General features: G+C 61.0%; 23 protein-coding genes and 1 tRNA gene. 3 read left to right on the forward strand and 21 right to left on the reverse strand.

All coding sequences use genetic code 11. The features are described 5' to 3' along the window. Positions 1-2: 2 nt before the first annotated feature. From CUV01_RS18060 to CUV01_RS18150, 18 genes are all read right to left on the reverse strand, one after another. Positions 3-416 (reverse strand): DUF5333 domain-containing protein, encoded by a 414-nt coding sequence (locus tag CUV01_RS18060; RefSeq protein WP_101462216.1) that lies wholly within the window; start codon positions 414-416, stop codon positions 3-5. 128 nt (positions 417-544) lie between these two features. After that, complete coding sequence (locus CUV01_RS18065) at positions 545-898, reverse strand: hypothetical protein (RefSeq protein ID WP_101461685.1); 354 nt, start codon at positions 896-898, stop codon at positions 545-547. A 175-nt stretch (positions 899-1,073) separates the two neighbouring features. Continuing rightward, a complete protein-coding gene (locus tag CUV01_RS18070) occupies positions 1,074-1,568 on the reverse strand; it encodes a DUF3291 domain-containing protein (RefSeq protein ID WP_101461686.1) in 495 nt (164 codons plus the stop codon). Further along, positions 1,565-2,062 carry a DUF3291 domain-containing protein gene (locus CUV01_RS18075; protein WP_101461687.1) on the reverse strand — a complete coding sequence of 166 codons (498 nt, stop codon included), beginning with the start codon at positions 2,060-2,062 and terminating at the stop codon, positions 1,565-1,567. The genes CUV01_RS18070 and CUV01_RS18075 overlap by 4 nt, the downstream gene beginning before the upstream one ends. Continuing rightward, positions 2,062-2,472: an MAPEG family protein gene (locus CUV01_RS18080; protein WP_101461688.1), complete on the reverse strand. Its 411-nt coding sequence runs from the start codon at positions 2,470-2,472 to the stop codon at positions 2,062-2,064. The genes CUV01_RS18075 and CUV01_RS18080 overlap by 1 nt, the downstream gene beginning before the upstream one ends. Further along, positions 2,472-3,767 carry an NADH-quinone oxidoreductase subunit NuoF gene (gene nuoF, locus CUV01_RS18085; RefSeq protein WP_101461689.1) on the reverse strand — a complete coding sequence of 432 codons (1,296 nt, stop codon included), beginning with the start codon at positions 3,765-3,767 and terminating at the stop codon, positions 2,472-2,474. The genes CUV01_RS18080 and nuoF overlap by 1 nt, the downstream gene beginning before the upstream one ends. 27 nt (positions 3,768-3,794) lie before the next feature. Continuing rightward, entirely contained in the window at positions 3,795-4,010 is a 216-nt protein-coding gene (locus tag CUV01_RS18090; RefSeq protein ID WP_101461690.1) for a DUF5337 domain-containing protein, read from the reverse strand. Beyond that, positions 4,010-4,975: a hypothetical protein gene (locus CUV01_RS18095; protein ID WP_101461691.1), complete on the reverse strand. Its 966-nt coding sequence runs from the start codon at positions 4,973-4,975 to the stop codon at positions 4,010-4,012. The genes CUV01_RS18090 and CUV01_RS18095 overlap by 1 nt, the downstream gene beginning before the upstream one ends. A 48-nt stretch (positions 4,976-5,023) precedes the next feature. Further along, complete coding sequence (gene nuoE, locus CUV01_RS18100; RefSeq protein WP_101461692.1) at positions 5,024-6,379, reverse strand: NADH-quinone oxidoreductase subunit NuoE; 1,356 nt, start codon at positions 6,377-6,379, stop codon at positions 5,024-5,026. 7 nt (positions 6,380-6,386) lie between these two features. Continuing rightward, positions 6,387-6,737, reverse strand: coding sequence for a hypothetical protein (locus tag CUV01_RS18105; protein ID WP_101461693.1), 351 nt, complete (start codon positions 6,735-6,737; stop codon positions 6,387-6,389). 135 nt (positions 6,738-6,872) lie between these two features. Beyond that, positions 6,873-8,114 (reverse strand): NADH-quinone oxidoreductase subunit D, encoded by a 1,242-nt coding sequence (locus CUV01_RS18110; RefSeq protein ID WP_101461694.1) that lies wholly within the window; start codon positions 8,112-8,114, stop codon positions 6,873-6,875. A 2-nt stretch (positions 8,115-8,116) separates the two neighbouring features. Continuing rightward, the gene (locus tag CUV01_RS18115) at positions 8,117-8,551 is read right to left on the reverse strand and encodes a GFA family protein (protein ID WP_101461695.1); all 435 of its coding nucleotides are present in this window, start codon (positions 8,549-8,551) and stop codon (positions 8,117-8,119) included. Next, on the reverse strand, positions 8,548-9,168 hold the full coding sequence (locus CUV01_RS18120) for an NADH-quinone oxidoreductase subunit C (RefSeq protein WP_101461696.1): 621 nt from the start codon (positions 9,166-9,168) through the stop codon (positions 8,548-8,550). Before CUV01_RS18120 ends, CUV01_RS18115 begins: the two co-directional genes overlap by 4 nt. Positions 9,169-9,171: 3 nt before the next feature. Further along, positions 9,172-9,705, reverse strand: a complete 534-nt coding sequence (locus tag CUV01_RS18125) for a NuoB/complex I 20 kDa subunit family protein (protein WP_101461697.1) — start codon at positions 9,703-9,705, stop codon at positions 9,172-9,174. Then, entirely contained in the window at positions 9,696-10,061 is a 366-nt protein-coding gene (locus CUV01_RS18130; protein WP_101461698.1) for an NADH-quinone oxidoreductase subunit A, read from the reverse strand. The genes CUV01_RS18125 and CUV01_RS18130 overlap by 10 nt, the downstream gene beginning before the upstream one ends. 554 nt (positions 10,062-10,615) lie before the next feature. Then, a complete protein-coding gene (locus CUV01_RS18140; RefSeq protein ID WP_101461700.1) occupies positions 10,616-14,050 on the reverse strand; it encodes a pyruvate carboxylase in 3,435 nt (1,144 codons plus the stop codon). A 151-nt stretch (positions 14,051-14,201) separates the two neighbouring features. Further along, positions 14,202-14,555, reverse strand: coding sequence for a GFA family protein (locus CUV01_RS18145; RefSeq protein ID WP_101461701.1), 354 nt, complete (start codon positions 14,553-14,555; stop codon positions 14,202-14,204). Positions 14,556-14,567: 12 nt separating this feature from the next. Continuing rightward, positions 14,568-15,011 carry a hypothetical protein gene (locus CUV01_RS18150; RefSeq protein WP_157994907.1) on the reverse strand — a complete coding sequence of 148 codons (444 nt, stop codon included), beginning with the start codon at positions 15,009-15,011 and terminating at the stop codon, positions 14,568-14,570. 149 nt (positions 15,012-15,160) lie between these two features. On the opposite strand from CUV01_RS18150, the gene uvrA reads away from it, so the two are divergent. Both uvrA and CUV01_RS18160 read left to right on the forward strand, forming a co-directional pair. Further along, entirely contained in the window at positions 15,161-18,013 is a 2,853-nt protein-coding gene (gene uvrA, locus CUV01_RS18155) for an excinuclease ABC subunit UvrA (protein WP_101461703.1), read from the forward strand. After that, complete coding sequence (locus CUV01_RS18160; protein WP_101461704.1) at positions 18,010-18,384, forward strand: DUF4260 domain-containing protein; 375 nt, start codon at positions 18,010-18,012, stop codon at positions 18,382-18,384. Before uvrA ends, CUV01_RS18160 begins: the two co-directional genes overlap by 4 nt. Here CUV01_RS18160 and CUV01_RS19750 read toward each other — a convergent pair. Further along, complete coding sequence (locus tag CUV01_RS19750) at positions 18,378-18,806, reverse strand: hypothetical protein (RefSeq protein ID WP_157994908.1); 429 nt, start codon at positions 18,804-18,806, stop codon at positions 18,378-18,380. The genes CUV01_RS18160 and CUV01_RS19750 overlap by 7 nt on opposite strands. Continuing rightward, positions 18,799-19,413 carry a DUF5671 domain-containing protein gene (locus CUV01_RS18170; protein ID WP_101462218.1) on the reverse strand — a complete coding sequence of 205 codons (615 nt, stop codon included), beginning with the start codon at positions 19,411-19,413 and terminating at the stop codon, positions 18,799-18,801. The genes CUV01_RS19750 and CUV01_RS18170 overlap by 8 nt, the downstream gene beginning before the upstream one ends. Before the next feature lie 151 nt (positions 19,414-19,564). On the opposite strand from CUV01_RS18170, the gene CUV01_RS18175 reads away from it, so the two are divergent. Next, positions 19,565-19,639, forward strand: a tRNA-Gly gene (locus CUV01_RS18175). 80 nt (positions 19,640-19,719) lie between these two features. Here the strand turns inward: CUV01_RS18175 and CUV01_RS18180 are convergent. Continuing rightward, positions 19,720-22,218, reverse strand: coding sequence for a GcvT family protein (locus tag CUV01_RS18180; protein ID WP_101461705.1), 2,499 nt, complete (start codon positions 22,216-22,218; stop codon positions 19,720-19,722). Positions 22,219-22,267: the final 49 nt, after the last annotated feature.

Below are 22,267 nucleotides of genomic sequence, written 5' to 3' on the forward strand. Positions count from 1 at the left end.
CTTCATTTTGCGTTCAGCAGCGATCCGCTGACCGTGTTCTTTGCAATTTCATCGCGCCCGACGCGGCAATAGCTTTCCGCATCACCGGCTGTCGCGCCCTGCTGTGCCAGATAAGTATCGGCAATGCCATAGATCCGATCCTTGACGGACCGGCTGTCGAGATATTCGTCGATCGCCGCATCGCTGTTACCCTGTTCGCGCGCATATTTCTGCAAGCCACGCGCCTGAGAATAAGCCGCCACGAGACGCAGGTCTATGCTTGGGCATTCCCGGCGGATGCGGTCCGCCACGCGGGCCGCGACCAGCCGGTCATTAAGGTATTTGTCCTGATCCATCGGGGCCTGGGCCAATGCAGGCGTGGTGCCTGACATCAGGGCTGCGACGACGATGGTGCTGAAAATCTTGGTCGGTTTCATTCTGGTCTGCTCCGTTTCGTTATGGTTCAAGCCCATAACACGGCCAGCAGCCACCCGCCCGACACAGCCGGGTGAGCGCGGCGTGAGTGGCTTTTTCGCCGCAGAAAAAATATGTTTCCGCGCGCCCATCATGCCCCGCAATTCCCGAACTTCCATGCAGGCGCATCCCCGAACTGCGAGAAATACCCCTCGCCGCCAACGCCAACCCCGCCCTTATCGGCGCAATAGGCGGTGTAGGCCGCGCGCGCTGAGGCTTCGTCACTGCCCGATGTCGTTTTGCCATCAGCCCGCGTCACATGCAGCATCACCAACGGGCCGCCCGCAATATTGGAGACGGTTTCGCCCTCGGCCACACGCATTTCGGTATCGCCCGCCGTCAACACCGTGCCGCCGGTCTTGGCGGTTCCCGATGTTCCAGGCTCGCACGCGGCCAGCGCCAGCAGCGCCGTCGCGGCCAGCACATATGCGCGACAGACGCTCAATTCACGCCTCCCGAAGAATCGAGCGAGCACGACGAACGGAAAACCCGATCGTTGCTGTCGCCCCTTGCACCAATCGCTACGATCCGAGGCGCACCCCGGTCAGACGCGGGGGTCAGGCGGCTAAGACTGTTGCCGCGGAAATTCGCCTTAATGCCTATCAAGAAAAGGCCCCGCATCACGCGACCTCCTCGCGACAACCACGGTCACGCCACAGCCGCGCCTGTTCCAGCCATTTCCAGCCAAAGGCATGATCGCTGTCGCCATGTTCACGCAGGTGATCCAGTCGGGCCAATGCCTCATCCAATGTGGGCTTATGCCCGACGGGCACCCACCACATGACGAAATGCATGTCACCCATCACCTCGAACCATTCGGCGCGGCGCTCATAGAATTGCCGGTGAACGGTCTGCCAGACGAATTTCTCCAGCGATTCGACGTCTTCCCAAACCGTCAGATTGGCTACGGCTTGCGGATCGTCACCGATATTGTTCTCGGTATTGCCGGTCCCCGGCTCACCCGAACCTTCCATCATCCAGACAAAGCCCGGCATGCGCTTGCCCATGCCGTTGATGCGGTCCAACGCGTCCATGAAATCAGCTACGCGCGGATCGTCGGTCGGGGCAAGAAGCCGCCCGACATTCAATTCCGCGAGGTGCACGCCAAGGGTCATGCCGCCTCTCCGCACCGCTTGGTTTTCCACTGTTCCGCGTCGCGCAGCCATGCCCAGCCAAAAGCTTCAGGCCCGTCGCCTTGTTCATCCAATAGACGAAAACGGCTCATTGCTTCAGCCAGCGTCGGGCGGTAGCCGATGGGCACCCACCACATCACCAAACGCACCGCGTCGACCGCGTCATACCACTCGTCCTTGCGGTCGTAGAATTGCTTGTGAACCGTGTTCCAGACGAAATGTTCCAGACTGGGAACGTCCTCCCAGACCGACAGCGTAGAGGCCGTGCGGGGATTGCCATCCAACGCGCCGTCGGGATCGCGCTGCGCCGCGTCCATTTCGTCCTCGCCCAGCATCCAGACAAAGCCCGCGCTGCGCTGTGCAATTCCGTTGACCAGATCAAGTCCGTCCACAAAGCCCTTAACCCGAGGATCGTCCCAATCGTATTTAAGGACGCCCAGATTGAACTCTGCAAGATGATGGCCGGATCTATCCATCAGAAAACCGCGCTCGTGAAAGCCATCAGTGACAGTGCAATGACGCAGGCGGCACCAGCGGCAAAGCAGGCAGAGCGCAGCGGTTGATTGGTGGTGCGAATATGGACAAACACCATAGCCAGACGCGCGACGATAAAGACGGACGCGAACAGATTGACGAAGAACGGCGATGCGCCCGCCAGAATTGCCGCGATTGTCGCCGCGATGAATGGACCCGAGATTTCGACGGCATTCATGAATGCACGTTCGCGGCGATAAAGGACGCTGTTGTAGTCCCGCTTTGGCTTGCCGCATTCGCACATAAGCTCGGGCGACCGACCGCTGGACGACGTCTTGGCCAGCGCAAGCACGATCAGCGGCCAGATCGCCAACGACGCGATCGCATGTCCATATGCGGCAAACTCTGCCATCACTCTGCCGCCATTGCCCCCATGCGTCCGGTTTTCTGCGCCTTGATCCGGTCTTCGATCTCGCCGCGGAAGTTGCGGATAAGGCCCTGGATCGGCCATGCCGCCGCGTCGCCGAGGGCGCAGATGGTGTGGCCCTCGACCTGCTTGGTCACGTCCAGCAGCATGTCGATTTCCTCGACTTCCGCCTCGCCGCGCACCAGACGGTCCATCACGCGCATCATCCAGCCGGTGCCTTCACGACACGGCGTGCATTGACCACAGCTTTCATGTTTGAAGAACGCCGCCAGACGCCAGATCGCCTTGATGATGTCGGTCTGCTGATCCATCACGATCATGCAGGCGGTGCCGAAGCTGGATTTCAGCTCTCGCATGCCATCGTAATCCATGATCGCGTTTTCAGCCTGATCGGCGGTCAGCACCGGACAGGACGCGCCGCCGGGGATAACGGCCTTCAGGTTCTTCCAGCCGCCGCGAACACCGCCGCCATGCTTTTCGATCAATTCCCGCATCGGGATCGACATGGCCTCTTCGACCACGCAAGGGTTGGCCACATGGCCGGTCAAGCCGAACAGCTTGACGCCGGCGTTATTGGGACGGCCAAAGCCCGCGAACCATTCCGGGCCACGACGCAGAATCGTCGGGACAACCGCGATGGATTCGACATTGTTCACCGTGGTCGGGCAGCCATACAGCCCCGCACCCGCCGGGAAAGGCGGCTTCATGCGCGGCATGCCCTTCTTGCCCTCAAGGCTTTCCAGCAGCGCGGTTTCCTCGCCGCAAATATAGGCGCCCGCGCCATGCGTCAGATAGAGGTCGAAATCCCAGCCCGAGCCAGCGGCGTTCTTGCCCAGCAGCCCGGCATCATAGCATTCGTCGATGGCGGCCTGCAGCGCCTCTCTCTCGCGGATGAACTCGCCGCGGATATAGATATAGCTGGCATTCGCGCCCATGGCGAAGCTGGCGATCAGCGCGCCTTCGATCAGCGTATGCGGATCGTGACGCATGATCTCGCGGTCCTTGCAGGTCGCGGGCTCTGATTCGTCGGCATTGATCACCAGATAGGACGGGCGGCCATCGCTTTCCTTGGGCATGAAGGACCACTTCAACCCGGTCGGAAAACCGGCCCCGCCACGGCCACGCAATCCCGAAGCCTTGACCTGTTCGACGACCTTGTCACGGCCACGGCCAATGATCTCGGCCGTGCCGTCCCAGCAGCCGCGCTTTTTGGCGCCGGCAAGGCTACGATCACCCATCCCATAAAGGTTGGTAAAGATACGGTCCTGGTCTTTCAGCATTCTCGTCCGTTCCTTGTCTCGGCGCGCTTAGCCATTCTTGCGGCGCCAGATACGCCAGGTCACCAGCAGCGACCAGACAAAACCGCCAATCGCCGCCAGATCGACCAGAAACACCCAACGGGGTGCCCAGCCATATTCCTTGCCAATCCATTGAAGGACGATCCAGCCGATCATCGCCACTGCGATGACCACTGCTGCCAGCCGCATCTGCGTGCTGTCGCTATGATCGCCTTCGCCGGACATCAATAAACGTCGCCCTTTTCAACCCGCTGCGAGAACTCGGTCTGACCGCCATCCATCAGCTTCGAGGCCTGCGCCACCCAGTCATCGCTGCGAATACGTCCGCCCATGCTGCCGATCTTTTCGGCGAATTCGTCAATCTGGCTATCGTCCCATGCGGCGATCTGGGCAAATTCCGTCACACCATTCTGATGCAGCAGTTTTTCCATCTTGGGTCCGACGCCCTTGATCTGCTTGAGGTCATCCTTGGACTTGGATTTCGCCTTTTTGGCCGGCTTGTCCGCCGCCTTGTCCTTTGCCTTTGCCGGTTTCTCCGACTTCGACTTTGTCTTCGCGGGCTTATCGGCCTTGGCTGCCTTGGCCTCGGATTTTTTCTTGTTCTTCTTGTCTTTCTTGCCCTTTGCAGGCTTGTCCGATGCCTCGGCCTTGGCCGGCTTGGCGGCTTTGGCGGGCTCTGGGTCAGTGGACGACGGCGCCGATTTGACCTCTTTCGCGGTCGAGGCAACCGATAGCGTCGAATGCTGCTTGCCCCGGCCGTTTTTCGCGGCCTCTTCCTCGGCCGCGGCATCCAGTGCCTTCTGTTCGGCCTGCGCGGCGCGCTGGCGTTTTTCGTGCTGCGCCTCGGCATCCTTCTTGCGCTGATCGGACGCGCCATCGGCACTTGTCGGGGCCGCGCTGGCCATTGCTACAGAGCCAGAGCTGGCAGCCGCCGTGGAACTCGTCTGAGCAGATGCCGAGGCCGGTGCCGCGAAGCTGCGGGCTTGGTCGGCCCGTTCGTCCTCAGCCGAGCCACTGCCGCGACACATCGCCCAAACCAAAAACAGCCCCATCAGAACAGCGGTGATCAGACCCAGGAACAGCCCGCCCATCACCGATGTCTCACCGATGAAGGATGTAAAGATCCAGACCAGCAGGCCAATGACCCCGGCTGCAATCCAGCAATTGCGCATGCATTCGTTACTTTGCATCAGTTCTTTTCCCTGTCCTGGCGGCCTTCAGGCCGATCTGTTCGTTGCTCAGTCGTAAAGGCCATCCTTTTCGGCACGCCTTGAGAATTCGGTGTCTTTGCCCTCGGCCAGTTGCTTGGCCTGGGTGACCCACTCGTCGCGGCTGGCGCGCCCGTGGAAGCCTTCCAGATTGCTGTCGACCCAGGCCAGTTCATCGGCGGTCCAGGCGCCGATCTGATCAAAGTGCCAGAAACCCAGACTGTTCAACAGCGTCTCGAGCTTCGGCCCGACGCCCTTGATCATCTTCAGATCATCGGCCTTGCCGTCGCGGGCTGCATCGAGGCCCTGGGGCTGCGTCCCCTCAGTGGTGCCATCGCTCTGATCAGGGGCTTTGGTCTGATCGGCCGCAGGCGCTTTGACCGCGCCGTTATTTGTAGCAGAGTCGGTGTCGGTGTCGGTGTCGGTGTCGGCCTTGGCTTCTTTGGCCACACCCTGATCCGGTGTCGCGGCCTTATCAGCCTTGGCGGGACTGTCCGCGCCCTTGCCGCCTGCACTTTCTCCGTCGGCCTTGGTGGCTTCGTCCTCCAGCAGATCGGGCACCTTGTTCTCATCGGCTTTGGCAGCCTCGTCGGCGCCTTTTTCACCGGCGCTATCAGAGGCGGCCTCGGCCTTGGCCTGCGCCTCGGGCGTGTCTTCATCCGGCGGTGTCTGATGGTTCGCACCGTCCTGCCATTTGGTCAGGATCGGAACTTCGGTGCCGTCAATGCGCTTGATCGTGTCACCAAGGCGCAGAGCCTCTGCGACCGAAGCGTTATGTTCGCTGCCGCCCTTGCGTTCGGTCAGGCTGGTCAGCCCGGCCAGCGGCTCGCACGAAAAACGGCCGTTCTGGGGCCCGGGCATCGGCACATCGCCATCAGCGAATGCGTCGATCAGCGCCGAGAGTTTCTCGACGGTCAGATCCTCGTAGAAATCCTTGCCGATCTGGACCATGGGCGCATTGGTACACGCACCCAGACATTCGACCTCTTCCCAGCTGAAACGACCGTCGGGCGACAATTCATGCGCATTCGGCGCGATCTTTTCGCGGCAGGTCCGGATCAGATCCTCGGCGCCGCAAATCATGCAGGTGGTCGTTCCACAAATCTGGATATGGACAACGGAACCAACCGGTTGCAGCTGGAACATAAAGTAAAATGTCGCGACTTCCAGGGCGCGGATATAGGCGATGTCCAGCAGATCCGCGCAATATTCCATGGCCGGGCGGCTCAGCCAGCCCTCTTGTTCCTGCGCGCGCCACAGGATCGGAATGATCGCCGATTGCTGGCGACCTTCGGGGTATTTCGTCATCTGCGCCCGAGCCCATTCCAGATTGGCCGGAGTGAATTCGAAACTGTCAGGTTGATTGGGGGATAGGCGGCGAAGCATGAGATCCTCAGTTCATCGCGAAAAGCGACAGAAGCGCGCCAAGACCGGCGACACCTCCGATAATAAGGTGAATCTGGAACGGATGACCCGCCCGGCGATAGATAAAGACATCACCGAGACTGATCACAGCGATTGACAGAAGAAACGCGAACGTCAGGCGGGTCGAGCCCATCCAGCTGGAAATCAGTGCCAGCAATGTCAGGGCGCCATAACGGATCAACAGCGCCTGCGGCAGCATTTCGGCCCGATGCTGAATCATCTTCAGCCCGGACTGCTTGTTCATCGCCAGCAGCACAGTCACCGCGATCAGCAACAGAGCGACGGCCCAGGACAGGAAGTTGATGAAAGATGCCAGCACGGGATTTACTCCGGTTTCAGGGTGCGAATACGCCGGCTGCGGTCACAGCGGCAACGAAAGCGAAATGCAACGGCGGATTACTCAGCACGATCGGTGCCAACAAGACGATCCCTGAAAGCCCGACCGTATTCATCATCAGCGATCCACCTCACCGAACACGATGTCCATGGTCCCGATCAGCGCCGAGACATCGGCCAGCATGTGACCCTTGGCGATCCAGTCCATCGACTGCATATGCGGAAAGCCCGGCGCACGGATCTTGGAGCGGTAGGGTTTGTTCGACCCGTCGCTGACCAGATAGACGCCAAACTCGCCCTTGGGCGCCTCGACCGCGGCATAGATCTCGCCTGCGGGGACCTTGAAGCCCTCGGTATAAAGTTTGAAGTGGTGGATCAGGCTTTCCATGTTGGTCTTCATGTCGGCGCGCTTGGGCGGAGCCAGCTTGCCGCGTGTCAGCACATCGCCCTGCCCGTCGGGTGCGCGCAGCTTTTCAATGGCCTGGCGCATGATGTGGATCGATTGAAGCATTTCCTCCATCCGGCAGAGATAGCGATCATAGCAGTCGCCATTCTTGCCCACCGGCACCTGAAATTCAAATTCGTCATAGCATTCATAGGGTTGCGAACGCCGCAGATCCCAGGCCATGCCTGAGCCGCGCACCATCACACCCGAATAGCCCCAATCCAGCGCGTCCTGTTCATTGACGATGCCGATATCGACATTGCGCTGTTTGAAGATGCGGTTTTCGGTCAGCAGCGTGTGCAGATCGTCCACGACCTTAAGGAACGGATCGCACCATGCCTCGATATCGTCCAGCAATTCGGGCGGCAGGTCCTGATGCACGCCGCCGGGCCGGAAATAGGCGCTGTGCAGACGCGCCCCGCAGGCGCGCTCATAGAACACCATCAGCTTTTCGCGTTCCTCGAAGCCCCACAGCGGCGGGGTCAGTGCGCCCACGTCCAGCGCCTGCGTGGTCACGTTCAGCAGGTGGTTCAGGATACGGCCGATCTCGGAATACAGCACCCGGATCAGGCTGGCGCGGCGCGGAATTTCCGTGCCGGTCAGCTTTTCGATGGCCAGGCACCACGCATGTTCCTGGTTCATCGGCGCGACATAATCCAGCCGGTCGAAATAGGGCAGGTTCTGCAGATAGGTGCGGCTTTCCATCAGCTTTTCGGTGCCGCGATGCAGCAGCCCGATATGCGGATCGCAGCGTTCGACAACCTCGCCGTCCAGTTCCAGCACCATCCGCAACACACCATGCGCTGCCGGGTGCTGAGGGCCGAAGTTGATGTTGAAGTTGCGGATGCGCTGTTCGCCGGTCAGCTTGTCCTGACTGCCATCGTCATACTGGTTTCTGCGGATATCGCCGTCCATGGTTACCCTGCTTTCCCGTTAGCTGACATCTCGGCCAGAACCTGAGCGCCCGTCATTTTCACGGTATCATTTGAAAATTCATAGTTGCTCGGCTTTTCTTCGACAAAGATTTCCAGATTGAACAGAAAATCTTCGTTCTGATCCAAAGCCTCAAGCACGCCGTATTGATGACCACCGCCCAGGGAATCGCGATAAAGCGGTGCAGCGCATACCGCACAGCTGATCCGCTGCATTCCCGGTGAGGACGCATAGGCCAAAAGCGGCGCATCGTCGTTCATCACCACAGTCCGGCCCAGATCAACCGAGAACAGCGCACCCCCGGCCCAACGGCGGCATGTCTCGCAATGGCAGACACTCGTCGTCAGCGCAGTGGCGCTGGCCGTGTAGCGGCAGGCACCGCACAGGCAGCGCCCGGTGACGGGGGTTGCAGCTGTCACGAATCGGCCCCTTTTTCATCGCCGGGCAGCACGTATTTCGCACCCTCCCACGGCGACAGGAAATCGTACTGGCGGTATTCCTGCACCAGGTTCACCGGCTCATAGACAACGCGCTTTTCGACCTCGTCATAGCGAACCTCGACATAGCCCGTGGTCGGAAAGTCCTTGCGCAACGGATGGCCACGGAAGCCGTAATCAGTCAGCAGGCGGCGCAGGTCGGGGTGCCCCGAGAACAGGATGCCGAACATGTCGAACACCTCGCGCTCGAACCAGTTGGCGCAGGGAAAGATGCCGATCAGCGAAGGCACCAGTTCGTCCTCGCGGATGCTGGCTTTCAGGCGGATGCGCTGGTTGCGATACATCGACAGCAAGTGCCAGACCACGTCGAAACGCGCGGGGCGCGAGGGGTAATCAACCGCCGTGATATCAACCAGTGTCGAAAAGCGGCAATTGGTATCGGTGCGCAGGAACTCGACCAGATCGAACACGCCGGCCGCGGTAATCGTCACGGTCAACTCGTCATTGGCGATCTGGGTGTCGGCAACGTCATTCGCACGGCGGTTGGCGATATGCTCGGCCAGTTCGGCCAGCGCCTCGATATCGGGATAGACGGCCATGGCTTACCTCACCAGTGTTCCGGTGCGCCGGATGCGACGCTGGAGTTGCAGGATGCCATAGAGCAGCGCCTCGGCGGTCGGCGGGCAGCCGGGGACATAGATATCCACGGGCACGATCCGGTCGCAGCCACGCACGACGGAATAACTGTAGTGGTAATAGCCGCCGCCATTGGCGCAAGAACCCATGCTGATCACATAGCGCGGCTCTGGCATCTGGTCGTAGACCTTGCGCAGCGCCGGGGCCATCTTGTTGGTCAGCGTACCTGCCACGATCATCAGATCCGACTGGCGCGGAGAGGCGCGCGGTGCCGTGCCGAACCGTTCGACATCATAGCGCGGCATCGACATCTGCATCATCTCGACGGCGCAGCAGGCCAGACCAAAGGTCATCCAGTGCAGCGAGCCGTTGCGCGCCCAGTTGATGATATCCTCGGTCGAGGTCAGCAGGAATCCCTTGTCCTGCAATTCGGTATTCAGCGCGGCTGTCGCGACCTCGCGATCGGGGCCTGCGGTATTGGTTCCGACCATCACGCCCATTCCAGCGCCCCCTTCTTCCATTCATAGGCAAAGCCCACAGTCAGCACGAGCAGGAACACCATCATCGACCAGAAGGCCACATCGCTGAGCCCGCCAAAGCTGACAGCCCATGGAAACAGGAAGGCGACTTCGAGATCGAAGATGATGAACAGGATCGACACCAGATAAAAGCGCACGTCGAATTTCATCCGCGCATCGTCAAAGGCGTTAAAGCCGCATTCATAGGCGCTGACCTTTTCGGGGTCAGGATTGCGGATGGCAATCACGGCGGCGGCAAGAAGCAGAATGACGGCCAGCGCTCCGGCCATGCCGGCAAAGACCAGGATCGGCAGATATTCCTGCAGCAAATAGTCCACGGATGTGTCCCCTTATCGGTCGCGGGGACGGTGGCTGCCCGCGACGGGTTGGCTTAGTCCGGTTTAGACCCGGCGTCCGGCGGGGTCAACGGTCGCAGGGCGGTGAAAAACGAGGAACAACCGCATCATTTCGTTAGCTTCCCGATCAGACTTGGGTGGTTGCGGCCCGTTCACGCCCTGCTGCCATAAGACAAGCCAGGCGCAGCCGGGCAGCAACCGAAACGAACCCTGCGCGGCAAGCACCGCAATCCCGACGCCGGTCAGCACCAGACTCAGCCCGCTGGCCGGGGCGCGTGCCTGATTCCACATCTGCCGGCGCGGCGAATAATCCTGCCAGATAGCACCCGTCGGTTAAACGGCTTCAGCCACCCCTAACAGCCAGGCCGCATGGCCTGCCCCGCCCGTCATCGCCAGCATCGCCGTTGCCGTCAGGATCACCGGGGTTCCGGAATAGGCCGGCTGGCCAAGCTGCTGGACGGATCGGCGGACGCGGACTGAGCGGCGCCGATCCAGATGGGCCAAGCCACCCGGATCGGCGCGCTGAATGATAGAGGCTATTCCAGTTCGATCAGCAGATCCTTGGCGTCGATCTGCTGCCCCGGCGCAATATGCAGCGCCTTGACGGTACCGTCTCGCTCCGCCGAGAGGCCGGTTTCCATCTTCATCGCCTCGATGGTCAGCAAAAGATCGCCCTGTTTGACCTGTTGTCCTGCCGTCACCGCGACAGAGGCAACAACGCCCGGCATCGGCGCACCGATCTGGTTCGGATCAGCAGGATCGGCCTTGGGACGAGCGATGGTTTCGGATTTCACCAGACGGTTCGGCACGCGGATGTTGCGGGGCTGGCCGTTCAGTTCGAAAAAGACCTTAACCTCACCATTCTCATCCGTCTCGCCCATGGCCTGCAGGCGGATTTCAAGGATCTTGCCAGGGTCGATTTCCGCAGTGATTTCCTCGCCCTGCTCCATCCCGTAAAAGAACGTGCGCGTCGGCAGCGTGCGGACCGGGCCATAGCTGCGGTGGCGGCCCATGTAATCCATGAACACCTTTGGATACATCAGATAGGCGTTCAGGTCCTCGTCATCGACAAGCTTGCCCTCCAGTTGGGCACTGATCTCGGCGCGGGTTTCCTCCAAATCGACGGGCGGCAGTTGTGCGCCGGGACGGTCCGTGATCGGGGTTTCGCCTTTCAGCACCTTTTTCTGCAGCGCTTCGGGCCAGCCGCCCGGAGGTTGCCCCAGATTGCCGCGCATCATGTCGACGACGCTATCGGGGAAGGACACATCCTTGGCGGGGTTCTGAACATCGGCGGGCGTCAGGTTCTGCGCCACCATCATCAGCGCCATATCACCAACCACCTTGGAGGACGGCGTCACCTTGACGATATCGCCAAACATCCGGTTCACATCGGCATAAGCCTGCGCCACCTCGTGCCAGCGATCCTCCAGCCCCATGCTGCGGGCCTGCGCCTTGAGGTTGGTGAACTGCCCGCCCGGCATTTCGTGCAGGTAAACCTCGGATGCGGGGGCTTGCAGACCGGATTCGAAGGCGGTGTAATTCTCGCGCACACGTTCCCAGTAATTGCTGATCTCGCGGATCGCCCCGATATCCAGACCTGTATCGCGCGGGCTGCGCGCCAACGCCTCGACCACCGAGCCAAGGGTCGGCTGGCTGGTATTGCCGGACAAGGCATCCATGGCGCAGTCTACGGCATCCACGCCTGCCTCTGCAGCAGCAAGGATCGTCGCACCGCCCATGCCGCTGGTGTCATGAGTGTGGAAATGGATCGGCAAGCCGACCTCTTCCTTCAGCGTGCGGACCAGCTTGCCGGCAGCAGCGGGCTTCAGCAGGCCAGCCATATCCTTGAGCCCCAGCACATGTGCGCCGGCATCCTTCAGCGCCTTTGCCGTGGTGACATAGTAGTTCAGGTCATACTTCGCCCGATCCGGGTCGTTGATATCGCCCGTATAGCAAACGGTGCCTTCGCAAATCTTGCCGCTTTCGATCACCGCATCCATGGCGACGCGCATGTTTTCGACCCAATTGAGGCTGTCGAACACGCGGAACACGTCGATGCCGGTCTCTGCCGCCTGCTTGACGAAGGACTGCACCACATTGTCGGGATAATTGGTATAGCCCACACCGTTGGATGCGCGCAGCAGCATCTGCGTCATCAGGTTCGGCATCCTTTTGCGGATATCGCGCAGCCGCTGCCACGGACATTCCTGCAAAAAGCGGTAGGCCACGTCAAAGGTCGCCCCACCCCAACATTCGACGCTGAACAACTGCGGCAGGTTGGCCGCATATGTCGGGGCCACGCGGATCATGTCGATACTGCGCATCCGTGTCGCCAGCAGCGACTGGTGCCCGTCGCGCATGGTGGTATCGGTGATCAGCAGACGCTCTTGCGCGGACATCCAGTCGGCCACGGCTTGCGCGCCCTTTTCCTGCAGCAATTGCAAGGTGCCCGACGCGGGCTCGGCACGCAGCGCGGGCGGCAGCGGAATGCGCGCCTCTGCCGGCGGCAGCGGGCGACCAGCGGTCTCGGGATGCCCGTTGACGCTGATATCGGCGATATAGGTCAGGATCTTGGTCGCGCGGTCACGCCTGCGGCGGAAGGTGAAAAGATCCGGCGTCGTGTCGATGAATTTGGTGGTGTAGGTGTCATCAAGAAACGTCGGATGTTTCAACAGGTTGATGACGAATTCGATATTCGTGCTGACGCCGCGCACGCGGAACTCGCGCAAGGCGCGGTCCATCCGTTTGATCGTCTGTTCGGGCGTTTGCGCCCAGGCCGTGACCTTGACCAGAAGCGAATCGTAAAACCGCGTGATCACGCCGCCCGCATAGGCGGTGCCGCCATCCAGACGAATGCCCATACCCGTGGCGCTGCGATAGGCGGTGATGCGGCCGTAATCGGGGATAAAGTTGTTCTGCGGATCTTCGGTCGTGACCCGGCATTGCAGCGCATGGCCCGACAGCGTGATCTCATCCTGCGAGCCATGCCCTGTCGCCTCTGCCAGCGTCGCGCCCTCGGCGATGCGGATCTGCGATTGGACGATGTCGATGCCGGTGACTTCCTCGGTCACCGTATGTTCAACCTGAACGCGCGGGTTCACCTCGATAAAATAGAACTGGTCGGAATCCATATCCATCAGGAACTCGACCGTGCCAGCATTCTGATAGCCGACAGCCTGCCCGATTTTCAGCGCCAATGCGCAAACCTCGGCGCGTTGCTCATCGGTCAAGTAAGGCGCAGGCGCGCGCTCGACGACCTTCTGGTTGCGGCGCTGCACGGTGCAGTCGCGTTCGTACAGGTGATAAAGGCCGCCATGCGTATCACCCAGCAGTTGCACCTCCACATGGCGCGCGCGCTGGATCATCTTTTCCAGATAGCCTTCGCCATTGCCGAACGCCGCCTCGGCCTCGCGGCGGCCTTCGCGGACCTTTTCGACCAACTCGTCAGGGCCGGTGATCGGACGCATGCCCCGACCGCCGCCGCCCCAGCTGGCTTTCAGCATCAGCGGATAGCCGACCTCGGCTGCCTCGGCCTTGATGGCGTCGAAATCATCACCCAGAACTTCGGTGGCGGGAATAACCGGCACGCCCGCGTCGATGGCCACGCGCCGCGCACTGGCCTTGTCGCCAAGCGCACGCATGGTCGCGGATTTCGGGCCAATAAAAGTGATTCCTGCCTTTTCGCAGGCATCCACGAATTCGGGGTTTTCCGACAGCAAACCATAGCCGGGATGAATGGCATCTGCGCCACTTTCCCTGGCCACGCGGATAATTTCAGGGATCGACAGATAGGCCGCGACCGGACCAAGCCCCTCGCCGATCCGGTAAGCCTCATCCGCCTTGAAACGGTGCAGGCCCAGTTTGTCCTCTTCGGCAAAGACGGCCACCGTCTTCTTGCCCAACTCGTTCGCGGCTCGCATGACGCGAATGGCTATCTCGCCCCGGTTGGCAATCAGAATCTTGTTGAACATCAGCCGCGCTCCTCATGTCAGACGCCGCGATCCTAGCGATGCCGCAGCGCAGCGCAAGCAGAAGTGCACGGCAATGTTACCGCGAACAGTGACGCAAGGGCATCCGCTCAGTAGGCGTTGACCTGATTTGGGCCATCAGATGAAGGGTGCGTCAGTAGCTGGCACCCTCCACATGCTGCGATTTCAGCGCGCGCGGATCGACCCCTTTCAGGCAATTGACGTTGATCGCGGCGACCTCGCCCATCTGGGGATGGCTGCCAAAGGCATAGGATTCGACGCCGCAGACCGGACAGAACAAATGCACGATCTGCTCCTTGTTAAAGCGGTATTCCGTCACCGGACCGTCCTCGACCAGCTTGAAATCACCGCGCGGCACAAAGGTCAGCACAAAGCCCATCCGCTGACAGCGCGAGCAATTGCACGTCATCGTCTGGTCCAGATCCGCCTCGACCTCGAAGGCCACCGCGCCGCACTGGCAGCCGCCCGAATAGTGTTCCTTTGACATGATGCACCCTCGTTATTTGATTTCGATTTTCACGATGCCCTTGATGAAACGCGCGCCGCGCGAATCGCCCTGCACCACCATTTGCAGGCCATCGCCAAGCGGCTGGCCGTCCTTTTCAAAGGCCAGCAGAATGGGCGCATTGCCAAAGCCCGGGGCGATCTCGCCCACGGAAAAGGCGACCTCATGCCCGTCCGACGCGATCACCTGCACGGTATTGCGCAACGATTGCTTTACATCATCGTCCAAGGTGGTTTCCTGCACCAGCAGATCCCACAGCAAGACGCCCCTGAACTGCATGTCCTGCGGACCGTCATCGGTTTCTCGGCGAACATCCTGTTCGGTGATCGTCATCGCGGCCAGCGAATCGGCACTGAGTTCGACCGAAATATCCGGGCCCGTCATTTCGATCACGGCGCCCGTTTGATCCTGGGCCAGCACCGCGGCGGGCAAAATCATCGCAACGGACATGCAAATTGGCAGTCGCAAGTTGTGAAACATTATCTTTCGGACCTCACTTGTTAATATGTTCTTCATATGTTCCTATGAGCGCGTTGCGTTTTCAAGCCGCGTGACTATGTGATGCGCTTGGGCTGATAGGGCACAGCATGGAACAGAAGTTTATCGAAATTCGCGGCGCACGCGAGCACAACCTGAAGGGCGTGGATATGGATATCCCGCGCGATCAGCTTGTGGTGATTACCGGGCTGTCGGGCAGTGGCAAATCCAGCCTTGCCTTTGACACCGTCTATGCCGAAGGGCAACGGCGCTATGTCGAAAGCCTGTCGGCCTATGCGCGGCAGTTTCTGGACATGATGGGCAAGCCGGATGTGGACCATATCAGCGGTCTGTCGCCTGCGATCTCCATCGAACAGAAGACGACCAGCAAGAACCCCCGTTCGACCGTCGGCACCGTCACCGAAATCTATGACTATCTGCGCCTGCTGTTCGCCCGCGCCGGCACCCCCTATTCGCCCGCAACCGGCCTGCCCATCGAGGCTCAACAGGTGCAGGACATGGTCGATCGGGTCATGGCCATGGAAGAGGGCACCCGCGCCTATCTGCTGGCCCCGATCGTGCGCGACCGCAAAGGCGAATATAAGAAGGAATTTCTTGAGCTTAGGAAACAAGGCTTCCAGCGCGTCAAGGTCAATGGCGAATTCCATGAACTGGACGAACCGCCCGTTCTGGACAAGAAATTTCGCCACAATATCGACGTGGTCGTCGACCGTATCGTCGTGCGCGAGGGCCTGGAAACGCGGCTGGCCGACAGTTTCCGCACCGCGCTGGACCTGGCCGATGGCATTGCGGTGCTGGAAACGGCGGCCGATGAGCCCGAGCGCATCACCTTCAGCGAAAACTTCGCCTGCCCGGTTTCGGGATTTACCATCTCGGAAATCGAGCCGCGCCTGTTTTCTTTCAACGCGCCCTTCGGGGCCTGCCCGGTTTGCGACGGGCTGGGCGTCGAGTTGTTCTTTGATGACCGGCTGGTCGTGCCTGACGCTGCGCTATCGGTCGACAAAGGCGCCATCGCGCCCTGGGCCAAGTCGAAATCGGCCTATCTGACGCAGACGATCAATGCGCTGGCCAAACATTACGGCTTTGACAAGAAAACCCCTTGGAAAGACTTGCCCGAGGCCGCGCAGAAGATGTTTCTTTATGGCTCGGGCAAAGAGCAGATCAAGTTCCGCTTTGACGATGCCGGCCGGGTGTATGAAATCGAGCGCGTGTTCGAAGGTGTCATCCCGAACATGCAGCGCCGCCTGCGCGAATCCGACAGCCAATGGGTGCGCGAGGAATTCGAGCGCTATCAGAACAACCGCCCCTGTGGTGCCTGCCACGGCTATCGCCTGCGCCCCGAGGCGTTGGCGGTCAGGATCGCCGGCAATCACGTCGGCGAGGTGGTGCAACTGTCGATCCGCGAGGCATTGGCCTGGGTCGAGGCCGCGCCCGCCGCCCTGTCGAAGCAAAAGAACGAGATCGCCGTCGCGATCCTGAAGGAGATCCGCGAAAGGCTTGGTTTCCTTGTGAATGTCGGGCTGGATTATCTGACGCTGTCACGCGCAGCGGGCACCTTGTCGGGCGGTGAAAGCCAGCGCATCCGGCTGGCCAGCCAGATCGGCAGCGGACTGACCGGTGTTCTCTATGTGCTGGACGAACCCAGCATCGGCCTGCATCAGCGAGACAATGACCGTCTGCTGACCACGCTGAAAAACCTGCGCGATCAAGGCAATTCCGTGATCGTGGTCGAACATGATGAAGACGCGATCCGCCATGCCGATTACGTCTTTGACATGGGCCCCGGCGCGGGTGTGCATGGCGGAACGGTCGTCAGCAAGGGCACGCCGGATGAAATTGCCGCCGATCCGGCCAGTCTGACCGGGCAATATCTGTCGGGCTTGCGCGAAATCGCCGTGCCAGCCGAGCGTCGCAAGGGCAACGGCAAGAAAGTCATCGTTGTCGGCGCGACGGGCAACAATCTGAAAGACGTGACCGCCGAATTCCCGTTGGGCAAATTCGTTTGCGTCAGCGGCGTATCGGGCGGCGGCAAATCGACGCTGACGATTGAAACGCTGTTCAAGACCGCCAGCCTTCGCCTGAACGGAGCAAGACAGACCCCCGCCCCCTGCGAGACGATCAAGGGGCTGGAACATCTGGACAAGGTCATCGATATCGACCAGCGCCCGATCGGCCGCACGCCCCGGTCGAACCCCGCGACCTATACCGGTGCCTTCACGCCCATCCGCGACTGGTTCGCCGGCCTGCCCGAGGCGAAAGCGCGCGGCTATAAGCCCGGACGTTTCAGTTTCAACGTCAAGGGCGGCCGCTGCGAGGCCTGTCAGGGCGACGGCGTCATCAAGATCGAGATGCATTTCTTGCCCGACGTTTATGTCGAATGCGAGACCTGCAAGGGCAAGCGCTACAACCGAGAAACGCTGGAAATTCACTTCAAGGGCAAAAGCATAGCCGATGTTCTTGATATGACGGTCGAGGACGCGCAGACCTTTTTCGCCGCCGTGCCGTCGATCCGCAGCAAGATGGACGCGCTGATGCGAGTGGGCCTTGGCTATATCAAGGTGGGCCAGCAGGCGACGACCCTGTCGGGCGGCGAGGCGCAGCGCGTCAAGCTGTCCAAGGAACTGTCGCGTCAGTCGACGGGCCGGACGCTCTACATCCTCGACGAACCGACGACGGGTCTGCATTTCGAAGACGTGCGCAAGCTGCTTGAGGTGCTGCACGAGCTGGTCGATCAGGGCAATTCGGTGGTGGTCATCGAGCACAACCTGGATGTCATCAAGACCGCCGACTGGATCATTGATATCGGCCCAGAGGGCGGCGATGGCGGCGGGCGGATCGTGGCGACGGGCACGCCCGAAGATGTGGCCAAGATCAAGGACAGCCATACCGGACATTACCTCAAGCCGATGCTGAAACAGGCCCGCGTCCGGGCTGCCGAGTGATCGCCGTCGGCTGGCAGAAAGCCGAAGGCGCGCTGATGCTGCTGGCTGGCCTTGGCATCGCCCTTGCAGTGCAGCCGGGCTGGCCCCTCTGGGCATGGCCGCTGATCCTGCTTGCGCCAGATCTGGCGATGATCGGATATCTGGGTGGGCCGCGCATCGGGGCGGCGGTCTATAACGCCGCGCATCTCTATGGTGCGGGTCTGGTTCTGGCGGTTCTGGGCGTGGTGTCAGGTCAGCCCCTGCTGATTGCCCTTGGCGGCATGTGGATGGCGCATATCGGCATGGATCGCGCGTTCGGCTATGGCCTGAAATCGCCCCAAGGGTTCAAGACAACGCATCTGGGCAGGATTGGCCCAGATCGCGATCACTGACCCCGGTTATAGGCGGTATGCGGCAGAAACATGACGGTACAACCGTTTTCATCAAAGCCCCCGGCCCTCGAATAGTTCGACTGGTCCGGCGCCTTTGAAAGTTCGAAGCTGGCGCAAAGCCGCAGATTCTCATCGTCGATCTGCTCGATCCGGTAGGGCGTTTCAGTTACCGGGTCGATCAGCGACGGCCGGTCGGGACAGGCCTCGGTCTGGCTGATTTCGGGCGATAGTTCTCGCCGTTCGCGCGCAAGGCAGGATAGCTGCGCCTCGATCGCGCGCAAATCGCTGCGCCTGATATCGTCGCGCCGCTCGGCCCGGCCCTGCCCCGGCCCGCCGCCGATCAGCAGCCCTGCGATGATGGCGACCAAAGCAAGGGCCGAAATGGTGATGGTCGCCCAGCCTTTCATGCGCGGCTCAGCCATCCATCTCATCCTTGTAATAGCCGAAGATCAAACCTGCCATGATCGCAACCAGCAATGCCTTGGCCAGGAATTGCGCGGTCATATCGCCGTTCAAAAAGGCATAGACCACCGCCACCAGATCGCCCAGCAGCGCGAGTGAGGCTAGCAGCAGCGTGATCGACGCCACCCATTTCCGGACCAGTGACCTTTGTCGCGCGGGATCGTCGCGGCCAGCGCGATTGACACGGCGGTTCAGCAGCAGAAAAAGTGGCAGAAACGCGACCAGCGCGGAAACCGACCAGCGCAACCATCGCCCGCTGCCCGCCGGATCCAGCGGATCTGGCAAGAGCCGATCGATGACCGCAAAACCGATGATGACGGTATGCCACGCAATCATCCCGAGAGACAGGAACAGCAGCCCGTAAAGCAGCGCTTCACTGGCAGAAACATAGGCACGTGGGCGCGGCACCGGCGGCAGGCCGGCCTGCACTGTCCAGCCCTCGCTGGCCGCGCGGATTTCGGTCTGCGACCAGCCCGCATCGGCCAGAGCCTGCGCAATCTGGTCCTGTGACTGGCCTGCGATCAGTGCCTCTCGTACGAACTCGGATAGTAAATCGTCGCTTTTCATCGGCCCTCTCCGGTCGGCGGCAGGATGCGTCAGACTGTGCAGCAGGTCCATGCAAGAAAATTTTCGCCAGTCCCGGTTTTTCCCCTTGCGCCATCCGGCCCGCCCTTATAGATCAGCCTCCACCAGCAGCGGATAGCCGTTGGTACGGAGTGCGGGCGTAGCTCAGGGGTAGAGCATAACCTTGCCAAGGTTAGGGTCGGGCGTTCGAATCGCCTCGCCCGCTCCAAAACAAAAAAGCCAGCCTTCGGGCTGGCTTTTTTGCTGTCTGGCCGGTGGTTGACCGACCAGCAGCGATATCATCCGCGCCTAGCCGTCCACCCTGATCCGCGCGTTTGACGGATCGAATGGGCTGTCTTCGGTCACTTCGGCATCCCACAATTCGCCAAACATGCGCAGTTTCAGCTTAGTCCCCGGTTCACTCAGGTCCGGGCGCACATAACCCATGCCGATCTGTTTGCCGAAGGCGACCGAATAGCCGCCCGAGGTCAGACGACCGATCTTTTCACCATCAAGGAACAGCCCTTCGCGGCCCCAGGGATCGGCGTCACCCGGCCCGTCGATAAGCAGCGTCACGCATTTGCTGCGAATGCCCGTGTCCAGCATCGCCTGCTTGCCGTTGAAGTTCTTGTCCAGATCGACAAACCGGTCCAGCCCGGCCTCCAAAGGTGTGGCGTCGCGGCCCAGTTCGGTGCCGAAGGCGCGATAGGATTTTTCCTGACGCAGCCAGTTCTGCGCCCGAGCGCCGACCAGCTTCATCCCGTGCTTTTCGCCTGCCGCAATCAATTGGTCCCACAGATAGCGACCAAATTCGACCGGGTGATGCAACTCCCAGCCCAATTCGCCGGTATAGGCCACGCGGATCGCAACGGTCGGGCACATGCCCAACTCGATATCGCGGGCCGAGAGCCAGGGGAAACGCTTGTTCGACAGCGCCGTCGCCGGATCGGGAGCACGGATCAGCTCATTCAGAATCGCCCGGCTGTTCGGACCGGCCAGCGCAAAGACGCCCCATTGGTTGGTCACCTCATGGATATGAACAGGGCCAAATTCGCCGCCCATTTCCTCGGCCAGCTTGCGCAGGTTGTCAGCGTCGTAATCAGCCCACGCGCCCGCTGACACCAGATAATAGCCATCCTCGCGCCGCCGAACGATGGTGTATTCGGTGCGCGTCGTGCCAGCCTCGGTCAAAGCATAGGTCAGGTTGATGCGGCCAACCTTGGGCAGCTTGTTGGTGGTGAACCAGTCCAGAAACGCCGTCGCGCCGGGGCCGCTGACCCAATGCTTGGCGAAGGCGCTGGCGTCGATCAGACCGGCGGTTTCGCGGATCGCCTGCGCCTCGGTCTTTGCGTATTCCCACCAGCCGCCACGGCGGAAACTGCGGGCGTCATGATCAAAGCCCTCGGGCGCATCGACGGGACCGTAATAGTTCGGGCGCTCCCACCCGTTCACCTGCCCCATCTGTGCGCCTGCCGCGATCTGGCGGTCATAGGCGGGCGCAGTGCGCAGCGGACGGGCCGCAGGGCGTTCTTCATCCGGGTGGTGCAGGACGAAGACGTGGGCGTAGCTTTCTTCGTTCTTGCGGGTCGCATATTCGGTCGTCATCCAGCGGCCAAAGCGGCGCGGGTCCAGCGACGCCATATCGATTTCGGCCTCGCGCGCGGTCATCATCTGCGCAAGGTAATGGCCCACGCCACCGGCGGCAGTGATGCCAAAGCTGAAGCCTTCGGCCAGCCACATATTGCGCAGCCCCGGTGCCGGACCAACCAGCGGGTTGCCGTCGGGGGTATAGCAGATCGGGCCGTTGAAATCATCCTTCAGCCCAACCTCTTCCGATGTCGGGATGCGGTGGATGAAGGACATGTATTCTTCTTCGATCCGTTCCAGATCCAGCGGGAACAGATCGGCGCGGAAGCCTGCCGGCACCTCATAGGGGAAGCGCGCAGGCGCGCCTTCCTCGTAGGGGCCAAGGATCCAGCCGCCGCGTTCTTCGCGCACATACCATTTGGCATCGGCATCGCGCAGCACCGGATGTTCGGGATTGCCCGCCGCGCGCCACTCGGCCAGCGCCGGATCGCGTTCGGTGACGATATACTGGTGTTCCACCGGGATGGCCGCGATCTTGATGCCCAACAGCCGCGCGGTGCGCTGCGCGTGGTTGCCAGTCGCGGTGACGACATGTTCGGCCCTGATCTGGAATGGCTCGCCCGAGGGCACCAGATTGCCGCCCTTTTCGATCATGCGGTCACAGGTGACGACCCATTCCTCGCCATTCCAGTCATAGCCGTTGACCTGAATGCGGCGTTCGATGGTACAGCCCGCCATGCGCGCGCCCTTGGCCATCGCCTGCGTCACATCAGCGGGGTTGATATAGCCATCGGTCGGGTGAAACAGCGCGCCTTTCAGATCCTCGGTGCGGACCAGCGGCCAGCGCTCCTTGATCTGGGCGGGCGTCAGGAATTCATGTTCGATGCCCACCGTTTCGGCGGTGGCGGAATACAGCATATATTCATCCATCCGCGCATCGGTCTGCGCCATGCGCAGGTTGCCGCAGCGGGTGAAACCTGCGTTCAGCCCCGTATCAGCCTCCAGTGCGGCATACAGCTTGACCGAATAGTCGTGGATATGGCTGGTCGCGTAACCCATGTTGAACAGCGGCAGCAGACCTGCCGCGTGCCACGTCGACCCGGCTGTCAACTCATCACGTTCAACCAGCATCGTGTCCCAACCGGCCTTGGCCAGATGATAGGCAATACCGCAGCCAACCGCGCCACCGCCCACGATCAGAGCTTTCACATGCGTCTTCATCCCGCGATTCCTTCCTGCCGAACCTTGTATTCGTAGTGCCAGACCAAAC

It is taken from the genome of Paracoccus tegillarcae, assembly GCF_002847305.1.
Classification (GTDB): Bacteria; Pseudomonadota; Alphaproteobacteria; order Rhodobacterales; family Rhodobacteraceae; genus Paracoccus; species Paracoccus tegillarcae.